This window comes from Streptomyces sp. FXJ1.172 (genome assembly GCF_001636945.3).
Lineage (GTDB): Bacteria > Actinomycetota > Actinomycetes > Streptomycetales > Streptomycetaceae > Streptomyces.
Genome location: NZ_CP119133.2, coordinates 8,566,363 through 8,585,068 on the forward strand (window position 1 = coordinate 8,566,363; position 18,706 = coordinate 8,585,068).

General features: G+C 71.6%; 19 protein-coding genes. 5 read left to right on the forward strand and 14 right to left on the reverse strand.

Translation table 11 applies throughout. From position 1 onward, the window contains the following. The first annotated feature begins 15 nt into the window (after positions 1-15). Positions 16-1,266, forward strand: a complete 1,251-nt coding sequence (locus A6P39_RS38720) for an FAD-dependent oxidoreductase (RefSeq protein ID WP_067043610.1) — start codon at positions 16-18, stop codon at positions 1,264-1,266. 44 nt (positions 1,267-1,310) lie between these two features. Here A6P39_RS38720 and A6P39_RS38725 read toward each other — a convergent pair whose 3' ends face one another. Beyond that, positions 1,311-1,880, reverse strand: a complete 570-nt coding sequence (locus tag A6P39_RS38725; protein WP_067043608.1) for a cysteine hydrolase family protein — start codon at positions 1,878-1,880, stop codon at positions 1,311-1,313. Positions 1,881-2,028: 148 nt separating this feature from the next. Here A6P39_RS38725 and A6P39_RS38730 point away from each other — a divergent pair, with 148 nt between their 5' ends. Then, on the forward strand, positions 2,029-2,451 hold the full coding sequence (locus A6P39_RS38730) for a hypothetical protein (RefSeq protein ID WP_067043606.1): 423 nt from the start codon (positions 2,029-2,031) through the stop codon (positions 2,449-2,451). A 62-nt stretch (positions 2,452-2,513) separates the two neighbouring features. On the opposite strand, the gene A6P39_RS38735 is transcribed toward A6P39_RS38730, so the two are convergent. Next, a complete protein-coding gene (locus A6P39_RS38735; RefSeq protein WP_067043603.1) occupies positions 2,514-4,259 on the reverse strand; it encodes a TIGR03767 family metallophosphoesterase in 1,746 nt (581 codons plus the stop codon). 252 nt (positions 4,260-4,511) lie between these two features. On the opposite strand from A6P39_RS38735, the gene rodA reads away from it, so the two are divergent. Next, positions 4,512-5,720 carry a rod shape-determining protein RodA gene (gene rodA / locus A6P39_RS38740; RefSeq protein WP_067043601.1) on the forward strand — a complete coding sequence of 403 codons (1,209 nt, stop codon included), beginning with the start codon at positions 4,512-4,514 and terminating at the stop codon, positions 5,718-5,720. Between the two features lie 154 nt (positions 5,721-5,874). Continuing rightward, positions 5,875-6,291 (forward strand): hypothetical protein, encoded by a 417-nt coding sequence (locus A6P39_RS38745; RefSeq protein WP_067043598.1) that lies wholly within the window; start codon positions 5,875-5,877, stop codon positions 6,289-6,291. Between the two features lie 40 nt (positions 6,292-6,331). Here the strand turns inward: A6P39_RS38745 and A6P39_RS38750 are convergent, their stop codons facing one another. The 3 genes from A6P39_RS38750 to A6P39_RS38760 all read right to left on the reverse strand — a co-directional run bounded on the left by A6P39_RS38750 (position 6,332) and on the right by A6P39_RS38760 (position 9,490). After that, positions 6,332-6,649, reverse strand: a complete 318-nt coding sequence (locus A6P39_RS38750) for a hypothetical protein (RefSeq protein ID WP_234378815.1) — start codon at positions 6,647-6,649, stop codon at positions 6,332-6,334. Positions 6,650-6,727: 78 nt separating this feature from the next. Then, the gene (locus A6P39_RS38755; protein ID WP_067043592.1) at positions 6,728-7,819 is read right to left on the reverse strand and encodes an enolase C-terminal domain-like protein; all 1,092 of its coding nucleotides are present in this window, start codon (positions 7,817-7,819) and stop codon (positions 6,728-6,730) included. A gap of 165 nt (positions 7,820-7,984) precedes the next feature. Further along, complete coding sequence (locus tag A6P39_RS38760) at positions 7,985-9,490, reverse strand: bifunctional phosphatase PAP2/diacylglycerol kinase family protein (protein ID WP_067043589.1); 1,506 nt, start codon at positions 9,488-9,490, stop codon at positions 7,985-7,987. 241 nt (positions 9,491-9,731) lie between these two features. Here A6P39_RS38760 and A6P39_RS38765 point away from each other — a divergent pair, with 241 nt between their 5' ends. Then, positions 9,732-10,526: an RNA polymerase sigma factor SigF gene (locus tag A6P39_RS38765; protein ID WP_067043586.1), complete on the forward strand. Its 795-nt coding sequence runs from the start codon at positions 9,732-9,734 to the stop codon at positions 10,524-10,526. A gap of 66 nt (positions 10,527-10,592) precedes the next feature. Here the strand turns inward: A6P39_RS38765 and A6P39_RS38770 are convergent, their stop codons facing one another. From A6P39_RS38770 to A6P39_RS38810, 9 genes are all read right to left on the reverse strand, one after another. Then, positions 10,593-11,636, reverse strand: coding sequence for an SDR family oxidoreductase (locus A6P39_RS38770; protein ID WP_079133273.1), 1,044 nt, complete (start codon positions 11,634-11,636; stop codon positions 10,593-10,595). Positions 11,637-11,672: 36 nt separating this feature from the next. Next, on the reverse strand, positions 11,673-13,523 hold the full coding sequence (locus A6P39_RS38775) for a thiamine pyrophosphate-requiring protein (protein ID WP_067043582.1): 1,851 nt from the start codon (positions 13,521-13,523) through the stop codon (positions 11,673-11,675). Positions 13,524-13,664: 141 nt separating this feature from the next. Further along, positions 13,665-13,913: a DUF5133 domain-containing protein gene (locus A6P39_RS38780; RefSeq protein WP_234378814.1), complete on the reverse strand. Its 249-nt coding sequence runs from the start codon at positions 13,911-13,913 to the stop codon at positions 13,665-13,667. Between the two features lie 141 nt (positions 13,914-14,054). Continuing rightward, complete coding sequence (ligD, locus tag A6P39_RS38785; protein WP_067043577.1) at positions 14,055-14,987, reverse strand: non-homologous end-joining DNA ligase; 933 nt, start codon at positions 14,985-14,987, stop codon at positions 14,055-14,057. Between the two features lie 160 nt (positions 14,988-15,147). Next, the gene (locus tag A6P39_RS38790; RefSeq protein ID WP_067043574.1) at positions 15,148-16,998 is read right to left on the reverse strand and encodes a complex I subunit 5 family protein; all 1,851 of its coding nucleotides are present in this window, start codon (positions 16,996-16,998) and stop codon (positions 15,148-15,150) included. Between the two features lie 10 nt (positions 16,999-17,008). Continuing rightward, positions 17,009-17,353, reverse strand: coding sequence for a sodium:proton antiporter (locus A6P39_RS38795; RefSeq protein ID WP_067043571.1), 345 nt, complete (start codon positions 17,351-17,353; stop codon positions 17,009-17,011). Further along, on the reverse strand, positions 17,350-18,105 hold the full coding sequence (locus tag A6P39_RS38800) for an MnhB domain-containing protein (protein ID WP_067043568.1): 756 nt from the start codon (positions 18,103-18,105) through the stop codon (positions 17,350-17,352). The genes A6P39_RS38795 and A6P39_RS38800 overlap by 4 nt, the downstream gene beginning before the upstream one ends. Then, on the reverse strand, positions 18,095-18,400 hold the full coding sequence (locus A6P39_RS38805; RefSeq protein WP_067043565.1) for a Na(+)/H(+) antiporter subunit B: 306 nt from the start codon (positions 18,398-18,400) through the stop codon (positions 18,095-18,097). Before A6P39_RS38805 ends, A6P39_RS38800 begins: the two co-directional genes overlap by 11 nt. Continuing rightward, positions 18,397-18,705, reverse strand: a complete 309-nt coding sequence (locus A6P39_RS38810) for a monovalent cation/H(+) antiporter subunit G (RefSeq protein ID WP_067043562.1) — start codon at positions 18,703-18,705, stop codon at positions 18,397-18,399. The genes A6P39_RS38805 and A6P39_RS38810 overlap by 4 nt, the downstream gene beginning before the upstream one ends. Between the last annotated feature and the right edge of the window lies 1 nt (position 18,706).

Consider the following 18,706-nt stretch of genomic DNA (forward strand, 5'->3'; position numbering starts at 1 on the left):
AAGGGCAGGACTGCCATGGAACAGACCACGTGCTGCGTCGTGGGCGGCGGCCCCGCGGGCATGGTGCTCGCCCTCCTGCTGGCCCGGTCGGGCATCGAGGTGACGGTGCTGGAGAAGCACGGCGACTTCCTGCGTGACTTCCGCGGCGACACCGTCCACCCGTCCACCCTGGCGCTGCTGGACGAACTCGGTCTGGCCGAGCGCTTCGCCCGGCTGCCGCAGCGCCGGGTCCGCACGGTCCAGCTGCCGGTCGGGCCCGGCCGCTCGATGGTCACGGTCGGAGACCTCTCGGTGCTGCCCGGTCCCTACAACTACGTGGCGATGGTGCCCCAGTGGGACCTGCTGGACCTGCTCGCGGACGAGGCCGGCCGCGAGCCGGCCTTCCGGCTGCGGCTGAACACGGAGGCGACCGCCTTCCTGGTCGAGTCCGGACGTGTGACGGGGGTGCGCTACCGCACGGCGGACGGCCGCACCGGAGAGCTGCGCGCCCTGCTCACCGTCGCCTGCGACGGCCGCGGATCACTCGCCCGCTCCCGGCCGGAACTGCGACCGCGCCGCTTCGCCTGCCCGATGGACGCGTGGTGGTTCCGGCTGCCGCGCCGGGAAAGCGACCCCCAAGGGCTCGTCGGCGGCGCCGGTGACCGCTTTCTGACCGCGATGATCGACCGCGGTGACTACTGGCAGTGCGCCGGACTCATCCCCAAGGGCACCGACACCCGGCGCCGGGCCGCCGGCCTCGACCGCTTCCTGGCCGAGTTCGCGGCCGCCGTCCCCTGGATGGCCGACCGTGTGCACGCCCTGCGTTCCTGGGACGAGGTCAAGCTGCTCGACGTACGCCTGGACCGGCTGCGCCGCTGGCACCGCCCCGGCCTGCTGTGCATCGGCGACGCCGCGCATGCCATGTCCCCGGTCTTCGGCATCGGGATCAACCTCGCGGTGCAGGACGCCGTGGCCGCCGCCCGGTACCTCACCGAGCCGCTGCGCCGCAGGACCGTCGGCCTGCACGACGTACGCCGCGTGCAGCGCCGCCGCCTTCCCACCACGGTCACGACACAGGCCCTGCAGCGGCTGGCCCATGCCCGCTTCGTCGGTCCCGTCCTGCAGGGCAGGCCGCCCTTCGGCAGCGTGGCACGGGCCCGCCGCGTGGGGCGCCTGCTGGCCGAGTCCCGGACGGTCCGCCGGATCCCCGCGTACTTCATCGGGTACGGCGCCCTGCGGGAGCGGCCGCCCGCCGCGGCCGTCCGGCATCGGCCGCGGAGTTCATGATTTGCCGGTGGGGTGATCCGGTGAGCGGGGGCCGGGTGCCGGCGTCATGACTCCTGGGGGAGTGTCTTGATCCAGTCGCCGATGGTCACCACGTCGGCCTCGCGGGGGAAGACACGCTCCAGGAGAATCCGGTGAACCTCGAGATCGAGGTCGTCGCAGGCGTCGGAGAGCACGATCTGGCGGTACTGGCGCTCGGTCGCCTCACGCAGGGTGCCGAGGACCACGCCGCTGGTGGCGAGCCCGGCCAGCACGAGGGTGTCGATGCCGCGGGCCCGCAGCACCGTGTCCAGGTCGGTGCCGGAGAACGCGCCGAAGAAGCGCTTCGCGACGACCGGCTCCTCCGGGCGCGGCTCGAGCGCCGGATGGATCGCGGTCATCGGATGGGACTCGGTCAGAGTGTCCGTGCCGAGCAGCCCGGCGAAGGCCTTGTTGTCCGGGCTGATCTCCGGATGCCCGTCCCGGAATCGCACCACCACGTGGATCAGCGGGACGCGCGCCGCCCGTGCGGCCGCGACCAAGGTGCCGATCCTGGCGAGATACCCTTGCGCCCTTTCCTCCAGCCGCGCCACCACACTGCGCTGAACGTCCATGACCAGCAGCGCCTGTGCCGCCATCGGTCCCCCTCTGAGATCGGTTGATGAGGTCGGCCGTGAAACACGCATCACGTGCGGGTATCAGTTGACCACGGCGCGACGGCAGGCTTCCCGCAGGACACGATCGGCAGGTTCGCGGGTGCTTTCCGGGTCGCCTAGGATCATGGGCATGTCCGCCCTGCGCGAGCGTTCCGCTCTCAGTCAACTGGCCCCCGGTGAGCAGCTCTTGGGGTATGGCAACGTCGTCCCCGCCAACAGCGCCAAGGGCATCGGCATCGGCGCTGCCGTCGCGAACCAGCTGGTCAACAACTTCGGCGCGCAGTCCGCCGGAGCCGGCAGCATCGCCGCCGGGATGCCGCGCACCTCCGGCGCGCTGCTGCTGCGCGTGACCGACCAGCGGGTCGGACTGGTCAGGCCCCTGGACGGCACACCGGTGTGGGAGGTGCCGAGGTCCTGGGTGGTCCGCGTCGAACGCCGGCCCCGGACACAGCTGATGGCCCGCTTCCGCCTGCACTACGCCGACGGCTCCTGGCTCGCCTTCCTCACCATGCGACGCCGTACGCTCGAGCAGTTCCGCTCACTCATCGGCTGACCCTGCCTGGCCCGGGCCCGTCCGACGGCGAACCCGGGCGGCGGCCGCCACCCCGGCGCCGACTAGTTCGCCGGTTTGGTCAGCAGGAGTTCGGTGTTGTGGTCGGCGGCGGAGCCGATACGGGTGCCAGGGGTCGCGTACGGGTCGTTGTAGGCGAGTTCGCGGTACAGGGCGGCCAGGCCCGGGTCCGAGGTGTCGGCGAAGTCGGTCCGGTACGGCGCGGCGGACTCGATCAGCGTGGTGAACAGCGACAGCGTGCCGTCCTGGTTGTCGGCGATCTCGATGATCCGGGCGTGGTGGGGGTAGTCCACGTGGGAGGCGGTGTTGATCTCCCAGAAGGCGCGCTCGGCGACGCTGTGGCCGTGCGGGATGATCTGGTTGGTGTGGGTGTGGCCGTTGACCCAGGCCACGACGTTCGGGAAGCGCTGGAGCAGTGCGACCAGCTCGTCACCGCTGTGGCGCCCTTCGAAGGGGTGGTACGGGTCGGGGAGCAGGTTGCCCATCGTGCCACTGGTGTGGTGGCTGAAGACGACGACGAGACGGCTGTCGGATCCGCCGCGCACCACGCTGCCGTCGCTGTCGTACCAGTGGCCGCTGTGCGCCTTGAGAACCGACTCCAGCCAGTTCAGCTGCGCGGTGCCGAGGGAACCGTCCGCGAAACCGGCCCGGTTGGTGGTGTCGAGGCTGATGCCGAGGACGCCGTCGGCGAGGTCGAAGGTGTAGTAGAGGTGACCGCTGCTCACCGAGTCCTTGGTGAATCCGTGGCCGACCGGACCGGCGCCCGTGCAGGCGGGGTTCAGGTGTGCCTGCGCGAACTCGGTGGGGGTGAACGGGTGGCGCCGCTCGTCGGGCGTGACCGTACGGATCGCACCGCCACCGGTGAGCAGTTTGCTCAGCAGGAGTACGGCCTCACCCGGGTCGTGCAGCAGCGCGTCCGCCAACTGCGCCGCCGTGGCGTCGTCGCAGCCCTCCAGCTTGCGCGAGCCGGTGTAGAGGTCGTTGAGCAGACCCAGGTCGGGCAGGCTGCCTTCGATGCTGTCGTCGTGGTTCCCGACGGTCGTGTACCAGGGGACGGTCAGACCGGGCGCGTCGAAGGGGCGGATCGCGCCGCTCAGGAATCCGCCGATCTGCGGCAGTCCCTTGGCCTTGTACGCGTCCTGGAGGGAGGACTCGGGGTTCCAGTACTGCGCGCTGCCGGAGTTCTGGACGCCCTCGTAGCGGGCGAGGTCACCGCTGTTCGGAGTGATCCGGCCGCCGCTCATGACGGTCAGGTACCAGTCGAGTTCGATCCGCTCGTGGTTGTCGGTGTTGTCGCCGGTGGCCATCACGAAACTGAACGGCAGCCCGGTGTACGGGCCTTGGCGCACCTGGTTGACCCGCTCGACGAGGGAGGAGGCACCGCGCACGGTGAGCGTCTCCTGCGGACGGTGCGCGCTGTCGTTGAACCGCGCCAGGTACTCGAACCGCACGGGTGACTCGGTGTCCGTCAGGTGCAGGTCCGTGAACTGCACGAAGGAGGCGAGCCCCGTCCGGCGGTCGTCCCTGCCGGACGCGGCGCCGGCCAGCTCGCCGCGTACCGCCAACGGCCAGCCCGGTCCCGGCGTCAGCCGCTTGTACGCCCCGTCGCCGACCGGCGTCGCCACCTGCTCCAGGGTGGTCCCGTCGATCCGCACGGCCCGCGCCGCCGTGGTGGCCAGGGCCCGGTCGAGCGCCCGCGCCCGGCCGGCCGTCAGGACCGGCAGGACGGCGCTCCCCGCGGCAACCGCGGACATCCCTGACACAAAGCGACGGCGGCTGATCCCGCTCATGAATCCCCCTTGTCCATGAAGGCACTTGTGCGCCGGGCCGGCTGCCCGACGCGTGCGCCCCGGAATCCTTACTGACGAGTAGGCAGGCGTCCAGGGCCTGGCGGAAAACTTGGGGGAAACACTGTGAACGCGTGACGGCTCCCGGCAAAATAGTTGCGGCATTGCGCAATGGTGCAGCTATGATCGCGGTGATCGCAGACACCGCACCGTCCCCAGGCGCCCGCACGGGCGGGGAAGCCGGAGGAAGCCGACATGACCGGCGTGAAGAGCTTCACCAGCTTCACCGTCTCGGGCTACGGCCCCGAACGCCCCCGCTGGACGCGGCTCTTCGCCCGCGACTCCCCGGTCCGGCGCCTGGACTGGCCGATACTGCTGTCGGCCCTGGCGCTGTCGTTCATCGGCTCGCTCCTGGTCTACTCCGCGACCCGCAACCGCACCGAGATCAACCAGGGCGACCCGCACTACTTCCTGATCCGGCACCTGATGAACCTCGGCATCGGCTTCGTCCTGATGGCCGGCACCATCTGGCTGGGCCATCGCGGCCTGCGCAACGCGGCGCCGATTCTCTACGGCCTCTCGGTCCTCGGGGTGCTGCTCGTGCTCACCCCGCTCGGCGCGACCATCAACGGCAACCGCAACTGGATCGTCCTGGGCGGCGGATTCTCCCTCCAGCCGTCGGAGTTCGTGAAGGTCACGATCGTCCTGGGCATGGCGCTGCTCCTCTCGGCCCGGGTCGACGCGGGGGACCGCACGTACCCCGACAGCCGCACCGTCATCCAGGCGCTGGGCCTGGCCGCCGTGCCGATCATGGTCGTCCTGATGATGCCCGACCTCGGCTCGACGATGGTCATGACGGTCACCATCCTGGGCGTGCTGCTCGCCTCAGGCGCCTCCAACCGCTGGATCTTCGGCCTGCTCGCCATCGGGATCCTCGGCGCGGTCGCCGTATGGCGGCTGCACATCCTCGACCAATACCAGATCAACCGCTTCGCCGCCTTCGCGGACCCGAGCCTGGACCCTTCCGGAGTCGGCTATAACACCAACCAGGCCCGGATCGCCATCGGTTCCGGCGGACTGACCGGCGAGGGGCTGTTCCACGGTGCGCAGACCACCGGCCAGTTCGTACCCGAGCAGCAGACCGACTTCGTGTTCACGGTCGCGGGGGAGGAACTGGGCTTCGTCGGCGCGGGCCTGATCATCGTTCTGATCGGCGTGGTGCTGTGGCGCGCCTGCCGCATCGCCCGCGAGGCGACGGACCTGTACGGCACGATCGTCGCCGCCGGTGTCGTCGCCTGGTTCTCCTTCCAGTCGTTCGAGAACATCGGCATGGCACTCGGCATCATGCCGGTCGCGGGCATCCCCCTGCCGTTCGTCTCCTACGGCGGCTCGTCGATGTTCGCGGTGTGGGTGGCGGTCGGACTGCTGCAGTCGATCCGGATGCAGCGCCCCCTGCAGGCGTAGCGGCCCGGTACCGCTCGGCTGTTACAAGACAGGGACATGGCGTCGATGAACGACCGTCGCGACCGTCCCGTCACTTCTAATGACCACGCCAATCGACATGTAGCTGGCTTTTGGCGCGAAGATCGGATCTCGTCATGGAAGGGACATATCTCTGATGATCTCGAAGCGGCGTTCCCTGCGCACAGCCGTCGTCGGTGCCCTCGGCACGGCCTCCCTCGCCCTCGCGGGCACCGCGATGGCTGCCACCCCGGCCGCCCACGCCACGACTGCCGTCGTCGCGCGCCAGTCCCAGGCCGCCAAGCCCGGCATCACCGCCACACCGTCGGTGACCTCGGTCCGCGCCTGGCAGCTCTTCCGGGTCACGGGCAAGACCACCGGCCTCAAGGCGGGCAGCCAGGTCACCCTCCAGCAGAAGCAGCACGGCAAGTGGGTCGGCCTGCCCGCTTCCACGCCCGTCCTGCACAACGGCTCCTACTCGCTGCGCGTCAAGCTGGGCCTGAAGGGCAAGAACGACCTGCGCATCGTCAGCGGTACGACGGCCTCACCGGTCTTCAACGTGACGGTCCGCTGAGCCCTGCCGGCCTTTGCCGGCAGCGGCCGGGGAAGTGTGTTCAGGAAGCGTGCGATGCCGGACCTCGGCGCGGGCCGAGGCCCGGGTCGGCGGTGGTCCTGCGGTGCCTCCCGTGCATGCCCGAACTCCCGCGATGGTGGTGTGCCCCGTTGACCATCATGGCCATGGCCAGGCAGAAGATGAGCGCCAGGGCGAGGCCCGAGCAGAAGAGGGCGAGGGGGCCGAGGGTGGCGATGTCGTGGCCGAGCACCGACACGGTGTGGCCCGGACCGTTGGACAGGTTGTCGCTGATCGCCAGGGCCGTGAAGGCCACCGTCGCCGCGAAGAGAAGCAGTCCGAGGAACAGCATCCGATTCATCCCCTCAGGGAGTCGTCGATCCTTTTCGAGTACCGGCTACCGAGTACCTGAAAGACGGCGCATTACACAGTGCGGCCGTCAGGCGACCCGGTACTTCTCCGCATCGTTCGTCCGCAGGGTCAGCCCGTGTCCGGGGCCCTGCTCCGGCCGGACCGTCCCACCGGTGGCGTCCAGGGCGCCGTCGAAGAACATCGACTCGATGCGCACGTGGTCGTGGAACCACTCGATGTGGCGGAGGTTGGGGATCGCGGCGGCCACGGCGGCATGGGCGTTCGGGGCGCAGTGGGCGGAGACCTCCAGCCCGTGGGCGTGGGCGAGGGCGGCGACCCGCAGGAAGTCGGTGATGCCGCCGCAGCGCGTCGCGTCGATCTGGAGACAGTCCACGGCGCCCGCCGCGATCATGCGGGCGAAGTACGACAGGTCGTAGCCGTACTCACCAGCGGTCACGTCACACCGCAGCGCGTCGCGGAGCAGCCGAAGGCCGGTCAGGTCGTCCGAGGGGACGGGCTCCTCGAACCAGCTGACGCCGTATTCGGCGAAGCCGTCGCCGAGGCGCAGCGCCTGCTTGCGGCTGTAGGCACCGTTGGCGTCGACGTACAACTCGGCGTCGGCGCCGATGGCCCGGCGGGCCGTGCGGACACGGGAGAAGTCCCACAGGGGCTCGTGACCCCAGTCCCCGCCGATCTTGATCTTGACGCGTGGGATGTGCTGCCCGTACACCCAGCCGCCGAGCTGCTCGGCGAGGCGCCCGTCGGAATAGGTCGTGAACCCGCCGCTGCCGTACACGGAGACACGCGCACGGGCCGCGCCGAGCAGGCTGACGAGGGGAAGTCCCAGGAGGCGCGCCTTGAGATCCCACAGGGCGATGTCCATCGCCGAGATCGCACACGCGGTGATGCCGGGCCTGCCCGCGTTCCGCACCGACCTGCACATCGCGTCGTGCAGAGCGGGGATGTCCAGGGCGTCGTGCCCCTCGACCAGGGGAGCGAGGTGCTCGCCCAGCATCAGCCCGACGGCAGCCGGGCCGTACGTCCAGCCCGTGCCGGTCTTGTCACCCGCCGCGACCTCGGCGATCACCATGGTCGTCGAGTCCCACGCGAATGTGCCGTCGGCCTCGGGGCCGTCGGTGGGCACCGTGTACACGGACACGTCGGGTCGCCGGAGTTTCATCACGCACCTGCCGAGACGAGGAACCAGTGTCAGCGGTCGTCGTGAGGGAGTGGCACCACCTTCGTGCGGAGATCTCGGTCACCTTCCGAGTAACCGGCGTACGGGGGCGGAAACGTACGCACGCACCATGCGTGACCCGGCAGAACGTCCTTCCGGAGCGCGGGCTCACCGCGGACGGCCGCGTGTGCGCCGCGGCCGGTACACCGTCAGGGCCTCGGACAGTTTGTCCAGTGTCACTTCGCCGTCCACGTCGATGACCTCGCCGTCGTGGGCGAGGAGCGTGCCGGGCGGCAGGCCTGTCACGGTCAGGCGACCCGGGTGGACCGCCGAGTGGACCCGCGAGCGGCTGAACGGGCCCGCGACCGCCGCGGCGAGCAGCCGCAGCGCCGGCCGGCGTCCGCCGTGCACCACCCGCACATCGAGCCGCCCGTCCGCCAGATCGCCCCGGCGGCCCGGTGCCAGACCTCTGCGGTGGTAGGTGCCGTTGCCGGCGAACAGCAGCCACACCGGGCGGGTCCGCCCGTCGATCCGGGCCTCGAGCGGGTGCTGGTCGGCGCGCAGCACACGCAGGGCCGCGAGCACCCCGGCCGGCCAGCCACCGATCCGGTGCGACCAGCGCTCGCGCTCGCGCACCAGCTCGGGATACACACCCAGACTGCAGGCGTTGAGGAAGACCCCCTGTGCGGTACCGGAGGTGAACCGCCCCACGTCCACGCGCACCGCGTGGCCCCGCGCGAGGGCCCGGCCGAGGTCCCGTACGCCATCCACGCCCAGATCGTGGGCGAAGTGGTTGAGCGTGCCGCCGGGCAGGACCGCCAGGGGCAGTCCATGGCGCAGGGCCACCTCGGCCGCCGCGTTCACGGTGCCGTCGCCGCCGCACACGCCGAGCACCCGGGCGCGAGCCGCCGCCTTGTCCAACTCGCCCTTCAGGCGGCGCGGTTCACAGGCGACGACCTCGGCCTTCGGCAGGGCGGCATGCAGCGAACGGACGGCATCCGTGCTGCCGGCCGCGGTATTGGTGACGATCACCAGGCCCGCGCCGTCGGGCAGCGCGGGCACCTCGGCGCTGGACCGGTCCGGCGCGGCGGCACCGGACCTCGTCGGCACGAGCGCGCGTACGGCGAAGGCGGCGCCCGCCCCGAGGACCGCACCCGCGAGGACGTCGCTGGGGAAGTGGACGCCGGTGTAGACGCGGGACATGGCGACGGAGAAGGCGACCGGCGCGACGGCCGCGCCCCATGAGGGCGACTCCAGTGCGACGCCGGTCGCGAAGGCGGCGGCGGAAGCGGAGCGGCCGGAGGGGAAGGACGTGGTGATCGGGCGGCGCTCGAGCCGCCGGACGAGCGGGACGGGCTCCAGGGCGGGGCGGGGGCGGCGCACCGAGCGTTTGCCGAGCGTGTTGATGGTCAGGGAGGCCAGTGCCAGACAGGCGAGGCCCCGCGCGGCGGCCCGCCGGGCGCGCGGGGTGCCGCTCGCGGTCATGGCGGCCGCGGCGGTGAACCACAGGACACCGTGGTCCGCCGCGCGGCTGAGCCGCGGCAGGACGTGCTCGGCGGCGGGCCAGTGCAGTGCGGCGGCCGCCTCGAACAGCCGCTGATCCTGGGCGAGCAGCCGTGCGCCCGGCCCGCGACGGCCGGGGTCCGGGACAATGAGGTCGGCATCCGGTGTCATACGGCACCGGGTACCTGCGCACGGCCGTTCTTCGCGCCGGCGTGGCACGGCATGCCATCGCCTCGCCTCTTGGCGGAGGGTTTAGCGTCCCGGCCCCTGGGCAGGGGACAGACAGAGTGTTTCGGACAGGAGGCACATCCGTGGGAGCGACGTTTCGCGTCGCCCGGATGCGGCCGGTCCGGATACGGTCGCGATTCCACGGTGATCATCGATCCATCTCACATGAGGGTTGCGATGCACCATGCGAACTCAGACGAGCACGCAGCGCCATCCGCACTCGGACGCCCCCGACACCGAAGAAGCCTTCCGCCGGATGGCCGAGCTGCCACCGGGTCACCAGCGCGACACAGTCCGTGAGGAACTGGTCGAGGCGTGGCTGCCGATGGCCGACCGTATCGCGGGCCGGTTCCGCAGCCGGGGCGAAAGCTACGAGGATCTGCGCCAGGTCGCGGCCCTGGGGCTGGTCAAGGCGGTCGACCGCTTCGATCCGGAGCGCGGCAAGGCCTTCGAGAGTTACGCCGTTCCGACGGTCACGGGCGAGCTGAAGCGGCACTTCCGCGACCACATGTGGACTCTGCATGTGCCGCGCCGCGTCCAGGACCTGCGCAACCGGGTACGCGCCGCCTGTCAGGACCTGTCCCAGGGTGTCTCGGACCGCTGGCCCACCGTCGGCGAGATCGCCGAGCGGGCCGATCTGAGCGAGGAGGACGTCCGGGTCGGACTCGAGGCGCTCGAGAGCTTCAGCGCGTTGTCCCTCGACGCCGAATTCCCCGGCAGCGACGACGGATACTCGCTCGGTGACGCGCTGGGTGTCACCGACACGGCCCTCGACACCGTCGTGGACCGCGAGGCCGTCAAGCCCCGCCTCGAGGCGCTGCCCGAGCGTGAACGCGCCATCCTGTACATGAGGTTCTTCAAGGACATGACCCAAAGCCGCATCGCCGAGCAGCTGGGGATCTCGCAGATGCACGTCTCCCGTCTGATCAGCCGGTGCTGCCACCAACTGCGCGACGAGGTCCTGCAGGACGTCGCCTGACGTGACCGGAGCACCGGGGCCGGAGCACCCGGAGTCCGAGTCCGGGCTCCAGTCTCCGGTGTCCGTCTAGCGCCGCAGGAGGCGGTGCCCGGCCGCCACGGCGCCGGCGGCCGCTGCGAGACCGGCGAACGCGAGCGCGTCGTGATGGCGCGAGGCCCACTCCTGCGCCACGCGCGGCCTGGCTCGTTCGTCGAAGCGGCCGTGCGCGCCGAAGTCCCGCCCGCCGGCGCCGTCCAGCGGCTGCCACAGGTTGTGGCGGGCGCCGGACGGCTGCGGCTCGTCGGTCATCTGGGAGGCGTAGCCGGTGCGGGCCAGATAGCGGTCCAGCAGCCCCGGAACCACGGCGTTGGCGACGAGTGTGCCCACGGTGCTCCCGCCGACCCAGTACTCACGACGGCGCGGATGATCGGCCGCGTGCACGACGGCCCGGGCGGCCGGCTCGGGCTGGTAGATCGGCGGGACGGGCTGAGGCCGGCGTGGCATCCGGGCCAATGACCAGTCGAACTGCGGTGTGTTGACCGCCGGCAGCTGGACCATGGTGACCGACACCCCGCTGCGGCGGTGCAGGAGTTCGCAGCGCAGCGCCTCGTTCCAGCCCTGGATCGCATGCTTGGCGCCGCAGTACGCGGACTGCAGCGGGATGCCGCGGTAGGCGAGCGCCGAGCCGACCTGTACGACGGCGCCGTGGTCGCGCGGCAGCATCCGGCGCAGCGCGGCCTGGGTGCCGTACACGTAGCCGAGGTAGCAGACCTCGGTGACCCGGCGGAACTCCTCCGGTCCGACGTCGGTGAACTCCGCGAACACCGTGGTGAAGGCGTCGTTGACCCAGACGTCGATCGGGCCCAGTTCGCTCTCGGCCCGCGCCGCCGCGTCCTCGACCGCGCGGGGGTCGGCCACGTCCGCCTCCAGTGGCAGCGCCGTACCACCGGCGCGGCGCACCTCGTCGGCCACCGCCGCGAGCCCGGTGCGGCCGCGCGCCACGAGGGCCACGCGGTCGCCGCGCGCGGCGAAGGCCCGGGCGACGGCCCGGCCGACGCCGCCGCTGGCGCCGGTGACCACGACGACCCGGGGGCTGTGTGAACTGCGAGCCGACAGCCGGAACATGACCATGCGCCTTTCGTCTCTCTCGTCGTCACCGGGCCGCTGTCACCGAGACGATGACCGGTGCAGCTCCTTGCGGCGCGGATGCCCGTGGTGGGCATGCGCGCGCTTGCGGGCACCCGGCAAGAACTCCTGGACCTTGGCCTTGAAGCCCTGCCTGACCACGGCCTCGCGTTCGACGTCGCCCTTGAGGACGGCCTTCGCGGTGGACTCCATCTGGTCCCAGGTCGCGTGCGGCGGGATCGGCGGCACGGAGGGGTCGGTGAGGAACTCGACCACCGCCGGGCGATCCGCCCGCAGCGCCTTCTGCCAGGCGTCGAGGACGCCGTGCGGCTTCTCCACGCGGATGCCCAGCAGGCCGAGCGACTCGGCGAACGCCGCGTAGGACACGTCCGGGATCGACTGGGACGGCACGAACTGCGGCGAGCCGCCCATCGCCCGCAGCTCCCAGGTGACCTGGTTGAGGTCCTGGTTGTTCCACACCGCGATCACCAGCCGCGGATCGCTCCACAGGTCCCGGTACTTGCTCGCGGTGATCAGCTCCGCCATCCCGTTCATCTGCATCGCCCCGTCGCCGACCAGCGCGATCGCCGGACGGTCCGGGTGCGCGAACTTCGCCCCGATCGCGTAGGGCACGCCGCTGCCCATCGTGGCCAGGGTTCCGGACAGCGAGGCCCGCATCGACCCGCGCAGATGCAGATGGCGGGCGTACCAGTTGGCCACGGAGCCCGAGTCCGAGGCGATGATCGCGTCGTCGGGCAGCAGCGGATCGAGCGACCACGCCACGAACTCCGGGTTGATCGGGTCGGCCGACTGCTCGGCCCGCCGCGTCATCACCCCGCGCCAGCGCTCGGTGTTGGCGGTGATCTGCTTCTGCCACGCCCGGTTCTTCTTGCGGCGCAGCAGGGGCAGCAGCCTCGTCAGGGTCGCCCGGGTGTCACCGACCAGGTTGACCTCGTATGGATAGCGCATGCCGACCATGTGCGGGTCGATGTCGATCTGCACACCCCTGGCCTGGTCGAACTCGGGCAGGAACTGGGTGTAGGGGAAGCTCGAACCGATCGTCAGCAGCGTGTCGCAGTCCCGCATCAGCTCGTACGACGGGCGTGTGCCGAGCAGCCCGATCGCCCCGGTGACATAGGGCAGTTCGTCGCTGAGCACGTCCTTGCCGAGCAGTGCCTTCGCCACCCCGGCGCCCAGCGTCTCCGCGACCCGCTCGACCTCCTCGGCGCCGTCCGCCGCGCCCTGGCCGACGAGCATCGCGACCTTCTCGCCGGCGTTGAGGATCTCGGCGGCGCGGTGCAGCGCGGCGTCGTCGGGCTGCGGAGCGAAGTGCTCGCAGCCGAGGCTGGAGGGGACCATCTTGAAGGCATGGGTGGGCGGCGAATAGTCCAGCTCCTGGACATCGGCCGGGACGATCACCGCGGTCGGGCACCGGCGCGTCGAGGCGGTGCGGATCGCCCGGTCGAGCACGTTCGGCAGCTGCTCGGGCACGTTGACGGTCTCGACGAACTCCGACGCCACGTCCTTGAAGAGCGTGTGCAGGTCGATTTCCTGCTGGTAGGAGCCGCCCATCGCGCTGCGGTTGGTCTGCCCCACGACGGCCACCACCGGCACGTGGTCGAGCTTGGCGTCGTACAGCCCGTTGAGCAGGTGGATGGCGCCCGGACCCGACGTCGCCACGCACACGGCGACGCGCCCGCTGAACTTCGCGTATCCGACGGCCTCGAACGCCGACATCTCCTCGTGCCGGGACTGGATGAAACGCGGCTCGTTCTCGGCGCGGCCCCACGCGGCCAGCAGCCCGTTGATGCCGTCGCCGGGATATCCGAAGACGCAGTCCACGCCCCACTCGCGCAGACGGGCCAGGATGTGGTCGGACACCTTGGTGGTCATGGCCTCCTCCTCGACAGTGCCGGTCGCTGCCGGGTACCGGCAGCAGGCGGGACCGGGATGCACTTGCGGAGTAACCCTCGGGTGAGGCGGAAAACCTCCCGGAGGCCGGGCCGGGCCGGGCGGGGCCGAGCCGGTCCGCGGTCAGGTGATCCTGATCGTGCGTGCCTGTCGGGTCCGCTCCGCCGCTCCGGGAGCCGACGACGCGGCCAGGAGCCGTTCCGCGCGGGCCACCGCGTCGGCGACGTCGCGTTGGTCCATGAGCACGCACAGTGTGTAGGCGGCGTCGTCGAGCCGGAGCCGGCGAAGCGGGTTCGCCGGCTCGCGCAGCAGACGGGCCTGCGCGTACCGGTACGAGCGCAGTGCCGCGGCGACGGTTCTGACGTGGGGCATCAGCATCTTCGCGTCCTTTCGCCGGACCGGGCCGATCGGCGCGGTTCACCTCCGCGGGCGAGCGGGGGATCCGTTCCATAGTGCGCGCCCGCATCCGCGCCAGCGACTCATACCGCTGCGCACACCTCCCGTCACGGCACGTCAGGCCAGGTCGTCCAGGTGACGCTGCGCCCCGGCCAGGGAGCGGCGGCAGCGGCCCAGCCCCTTCCACGGGTCCCCGTCCTTGTCCAGACGCTCGGGGACGGTGCGCAGGGTCCACCGCCGCGGGCCCAGCCGCGGATCGTCCAGCTCCGCCCAGTCCAGGGGGGTGGCGACGGGGGCGTGCGGGCGGGCGCGTACGGCGTAGGGGGCGACCGAGGTCTGGGCGTAGGCGTTGCGCTGGGTGTCCAGGTAGAGCCGGCCCCGGCGCTTGTTCTTGCGTGCCTCGGTCGTCAGCCGGTCGCTGTGCCGCGCGGCGAGCACGTCGGCGACCGACCGGGCGAAGTGCCGCGCGGTGTCGAAGTCCGTGCGCCGGTCGAGCGGGACCAGCAGGTGCAGGCCGCGGGATCCCGTCGTCATCAGCGCGGGCCGCAGCCCGAGTTCGGTGAGCAGGTCACCCAACTGCCGCGCGCCCCAGCGGACGTTCTCGAAGCCGTCGCCCGCGCCGTCGGGCGGGTCGAGGTCGAAGACCAGCCGGTCGGGGCAGTCCAGGCAGTCCGCGGGGCTCAGCCACGGGTGCGGCGTGATGCACGCCTGGTTGGCGAGGTAGAGGAGGGTGGCGGTGTCGTCGCAGACCGCCATGGTGAGGCTGCCGCCCTCCTTGGGCACCCGGACCGTGCGGATCCAGTCGGGGAAGTAGCCGGGAACGTCCTTGTGGTAGAAGGACCTTCCCTCGTATCCGTCGGGCCAGCGTTCCATCACCAGGGGCCGGCCCCTGAGGTGGGTGAGCATCGGGCGGGCGACGGTGCGGTAGTAGTCGACCAGTTCCGCCTTGGTGATGCCGTCGTCCGGGAACAGTTCCTTGTCCGGGTTGGACAGCGGCACGCTGCGGCCGCCGACCCGTATCGCGTCCTTGGTCTTCGCCTGCGCACTCATGGGGATCCACCCCTTCCACCGGGAGAGCGGCCGGTCGCCTCCTCCGAGTGCCCGCCGGGCCCGGCCGCATGCCGACGGATCCCGGCCGGGCGGGCCACGCGGGCGGTGGCCGGCGGGTGGGCGGACCCGCGGGACCGGGCGGAGCAGGTGCTGCGGTGCGCTACACGGTCATGGCGACGAGCAGCACCGCCACACCGACCGCGAGCCAGGTGACGTAGTCGCCCAGATGCCCCGAGTGCAGTCGGCGCAGCGGTACGACGACGCGCCGTCCCACCGTCTCGCAGGCCGCCGCGGCACGGCCCGCCAGCGGCGACCGCAGCGCGGGACCCCAGACGGCGGCCGCGGCGAGGAGCGCCGCCAGGGCGGTCGAGGCGAGCGCGAGCAGCACGCCCTCGGCACTCCAGCCGACGTCGGGTACCGGCGAGGACGGTGCGACGGGGTGTCCGTAGACCGCGGCGGTGTAGGCGGTGCGGTCGGTGAACTGCCGAGCGGCCTGGGCGAGCGAGACACCGAGCCCGGGCAGCAGCCCGACGGCGAGCGAGGCACCGAGCAGCACGGCGGGCACGGCGAGCATCGGGACGGGGACACGGCGCTGGGGATCACGGATCTCCGGCTCTTCACCGTCACCGGTGGTCTCCGGACCGGCGTACCGCTCCCGCGGCCGGGGACCGGCACCGGCGAAGATCCGGGCACCGGCGCGCAGCACGGCCGCGCCCGTGACGGCCGACACCCCTACGAACACCACGGGCAGCCAGGGAAACCGCTCCTCGCCCGCGCTCTCGGTGACGGCCTTGCCGAGGGCCGTGCCGAATGGCGGCAGACCGGCGAGCGCGAAGCCGCCGAGGGCGAACAGCGCACCGGCGAAGGGCAGATCGCGGCCGCGCCGGTACAGCCCGTGCTCGTCGACGGAGCCGTGCCGGTCCAGCAGGACACCCGTGACCGCGAACAGGGCCGCCTTCACTCCGGCGTGGGCGACGACGTAGAGCGCCGTACCCGCGGTCCCGGCGGGGGTGAGCAGTGCCGTTCCGATGAGGAAGAGGCCGACGTGGCCGACGGTGGAGAAGGCGAGCAGACGCTTGAGGTGCCGTTGCTGCCAGCACATCACGGCACCCACCAGTGCGGTCAGCACCCCGGCGGCGACGAACACGGCGCGCAGGTGCGGCTGCGCGATGCTGTGGGGTCCCGAGAACACCACCCAGTAGACGCGTGCGGTGCCGTACACGGCGAGTTCCACCATGACGCCGGACAGCAGCATGCACACCGGGGTGGGCGCCACGGAGTGGGCATCGGGCAGCCAGAAGTGCAGCGGCACCACCGCTGCCTTGACCAGCAGCCCGGTGACGACCAGCACGAAGGCGACGGCCGTCAGGGTGTCGGGGCGGTGCGCCGCCAGCCGCACACCGATCTGCGCGAAACCGAGTTCACCGGTGCGGGCGTACACCAGCCCGATGCCGAGCAACGAGCAGTACGCGCCGAGGGAGTTGACGACGCCGAAGATCAGTGCGCCCTGCACCGGCCGCGGGTCTTCGATGCGATAGCCGGTGAGCGCGTAGGCCACCGCCCCCATCAACTCGAAGAAGACGAAGGCGTCGAACAGGTCGCCGGTCAGCGCGAACCCGCACATGCCCGCCTCGAACAGCAGGATGAGGGCGGGGAAGGTGCCCGCGTGCGCCACGGGCGGCTCCTCGAAGTAACGCCAGGAGTAAGCGACGACCGCGAGGACCAGCGCGCTGGTCAGCAGCGCGAGGCCGATGCCGATCCGGTCGCCGACCATCACGATGCCGACGCTCTCGCCGTGGACCGGGGACCAGCCGCCCAGCCAGGAGACGCTGTGCCCGTCGCCGGTGCGCAGCCACAGCAGGCCGAGGAGGGCGACCTCCAGCACCGCCCACGCGGTGACCAGCGCGTCGATGGCCGGGCGCGGCAGCCATCGCCCGCCGACCACCAGGACGACGGCGCCCAGCAGCGGAACGGCCACGGCGAGCGGCAGCAGATCGGAGGTGTGCACCATGCCCGGCCCGTCAGCCCTTCAGCCCGGTCAGGGCGTCGGGGTCGACCGTGCCGTGCCGCTTGCGGACCTGGATGGCGAGTGCGAGCAGCAGCGCGGTGACGGTGGCGCCCACGACGACGTCGGTGAGCGCGAGGGCCTGGACGACCGGATCCACGGTGCGGGTGCGCAGCGCAGTGTCGGTGAAGTACGGTGCGATGCCGCCGCGTCGGTAGCCCACGGTGAGCAGCAGCACGTACGTCGACGACTGTGCGACGGCGAGACAGCCGACGGCGTGGATGATGTTGCGGCTGGTGATCATTCCGTAGACGCCGGCGAGGAAGATCCAGCCGGCCGTGAGGAAGGGCAGGATCGTCATGTGCCGCCTCCCGTGCCCGAGTTCTGTGCCGGCATCGTCTCGACGGCCTGGTCGAGGAACGAGGCGAGCAGGACGACGATGCCGGAGCCGACCTCGACACCGACCGCCGCGTTGAGCAGGGGCACCAGGCCACCGGAGGAGAGCTGCCCGAACGTGCCGAGCGGCAGCACGTTCTGCAGGTAGGCCACGCCGGCGATCAGTCCGGCGAACCCCAGCGCGGCGAAGGCGCCGGCGCCGAGGGCGTCGGCCACGTCGAGCACGGCCAGCGGCCGGATCCGTTTCAGCACGCGGTAGTCCGCGGCGATGTACGCCATGTGCAGTCCGGTCGCGAGGATGACACCGCCCTGGAAGCCGCCGCCCGGTGACAGCTGGCCGTGCGCCACGATGTACACCCCGGTGAGCAGCGTGATCGGCAGCATCACCAGGCCCAGCAGCCGGGTGCTGGGCAGGACCCGTCCCGCTCTCGGCCGCCCGGTGCGTTCGTCGCGGGCGTGGCGCAGCAGTGCCAGGGTCCCGAGCACCGAGGCGAACAGGATCGACTCCTCCCCGAGGGTGTCCAGGGCGCGCTGGTCGAAGTTGACCGAGGAGACCACGTTGGCGGTGCGCTGACGCAGGGACGCCGCCACCGCGCGGTGGGCGTACGGGTGCACCGTGGTGCCGAAACGCGGCAGTGCGGTGCAGGCGGCCGTGTACACCACGGCGAAGACGGCGGCCGCGGCCCAGAAGAGCCGGATGCGTGCCTTACGGCTCATCTGCGCCTCCGCCCCTGCGGCCGTCCCGGTCGCGACGTGGACCGGTGGGGCGGCGCACCTTCCGTACCGTCAGCAGGATCAGCAGCGGGGTGATCGCCGTGCCGACGGCCAGCTGGGAGAGAGCCACGTCGGGCGCCTGCAGGAGGGTGAACAGCACGGTGAGACACAGGCCGAGGACGGCCAGCTGCACGGCCTGGCGCGCCGGGTCGCGGGTCAGGGCCGCCGCGGTGGCACTCGCCGCCACCAGCGCCAGCGCGAGGGCGATCAGAATCTCCTGAGCGGTGGCGGCGCTCACTGCGAGGAGTCCTCGCGCAGCAGACCTTCGTGCTGGGCCGTCGCCCTGCCGATCGCCATGGCCGTGACCGCTCCGCCGAACGCGACGATCACGGCGATGAGGAGCAGCTTCACCGCGGCGCGCCCCGGCCCGGTCTCGACGGCCAGGGCGAGGGCGACGAGCGGCACGCCGGCAGTGGTGGCGGGGGTGAGTGCGTGCAGACGCGCGAACGGCCGGGCAAGTGCCGTCAGGCTGAGGGCGGACAGCAACAGCACACCGGTGCCGGCGACGAGCAGGACCAGTGCGCACACATGACGGACTGTCATC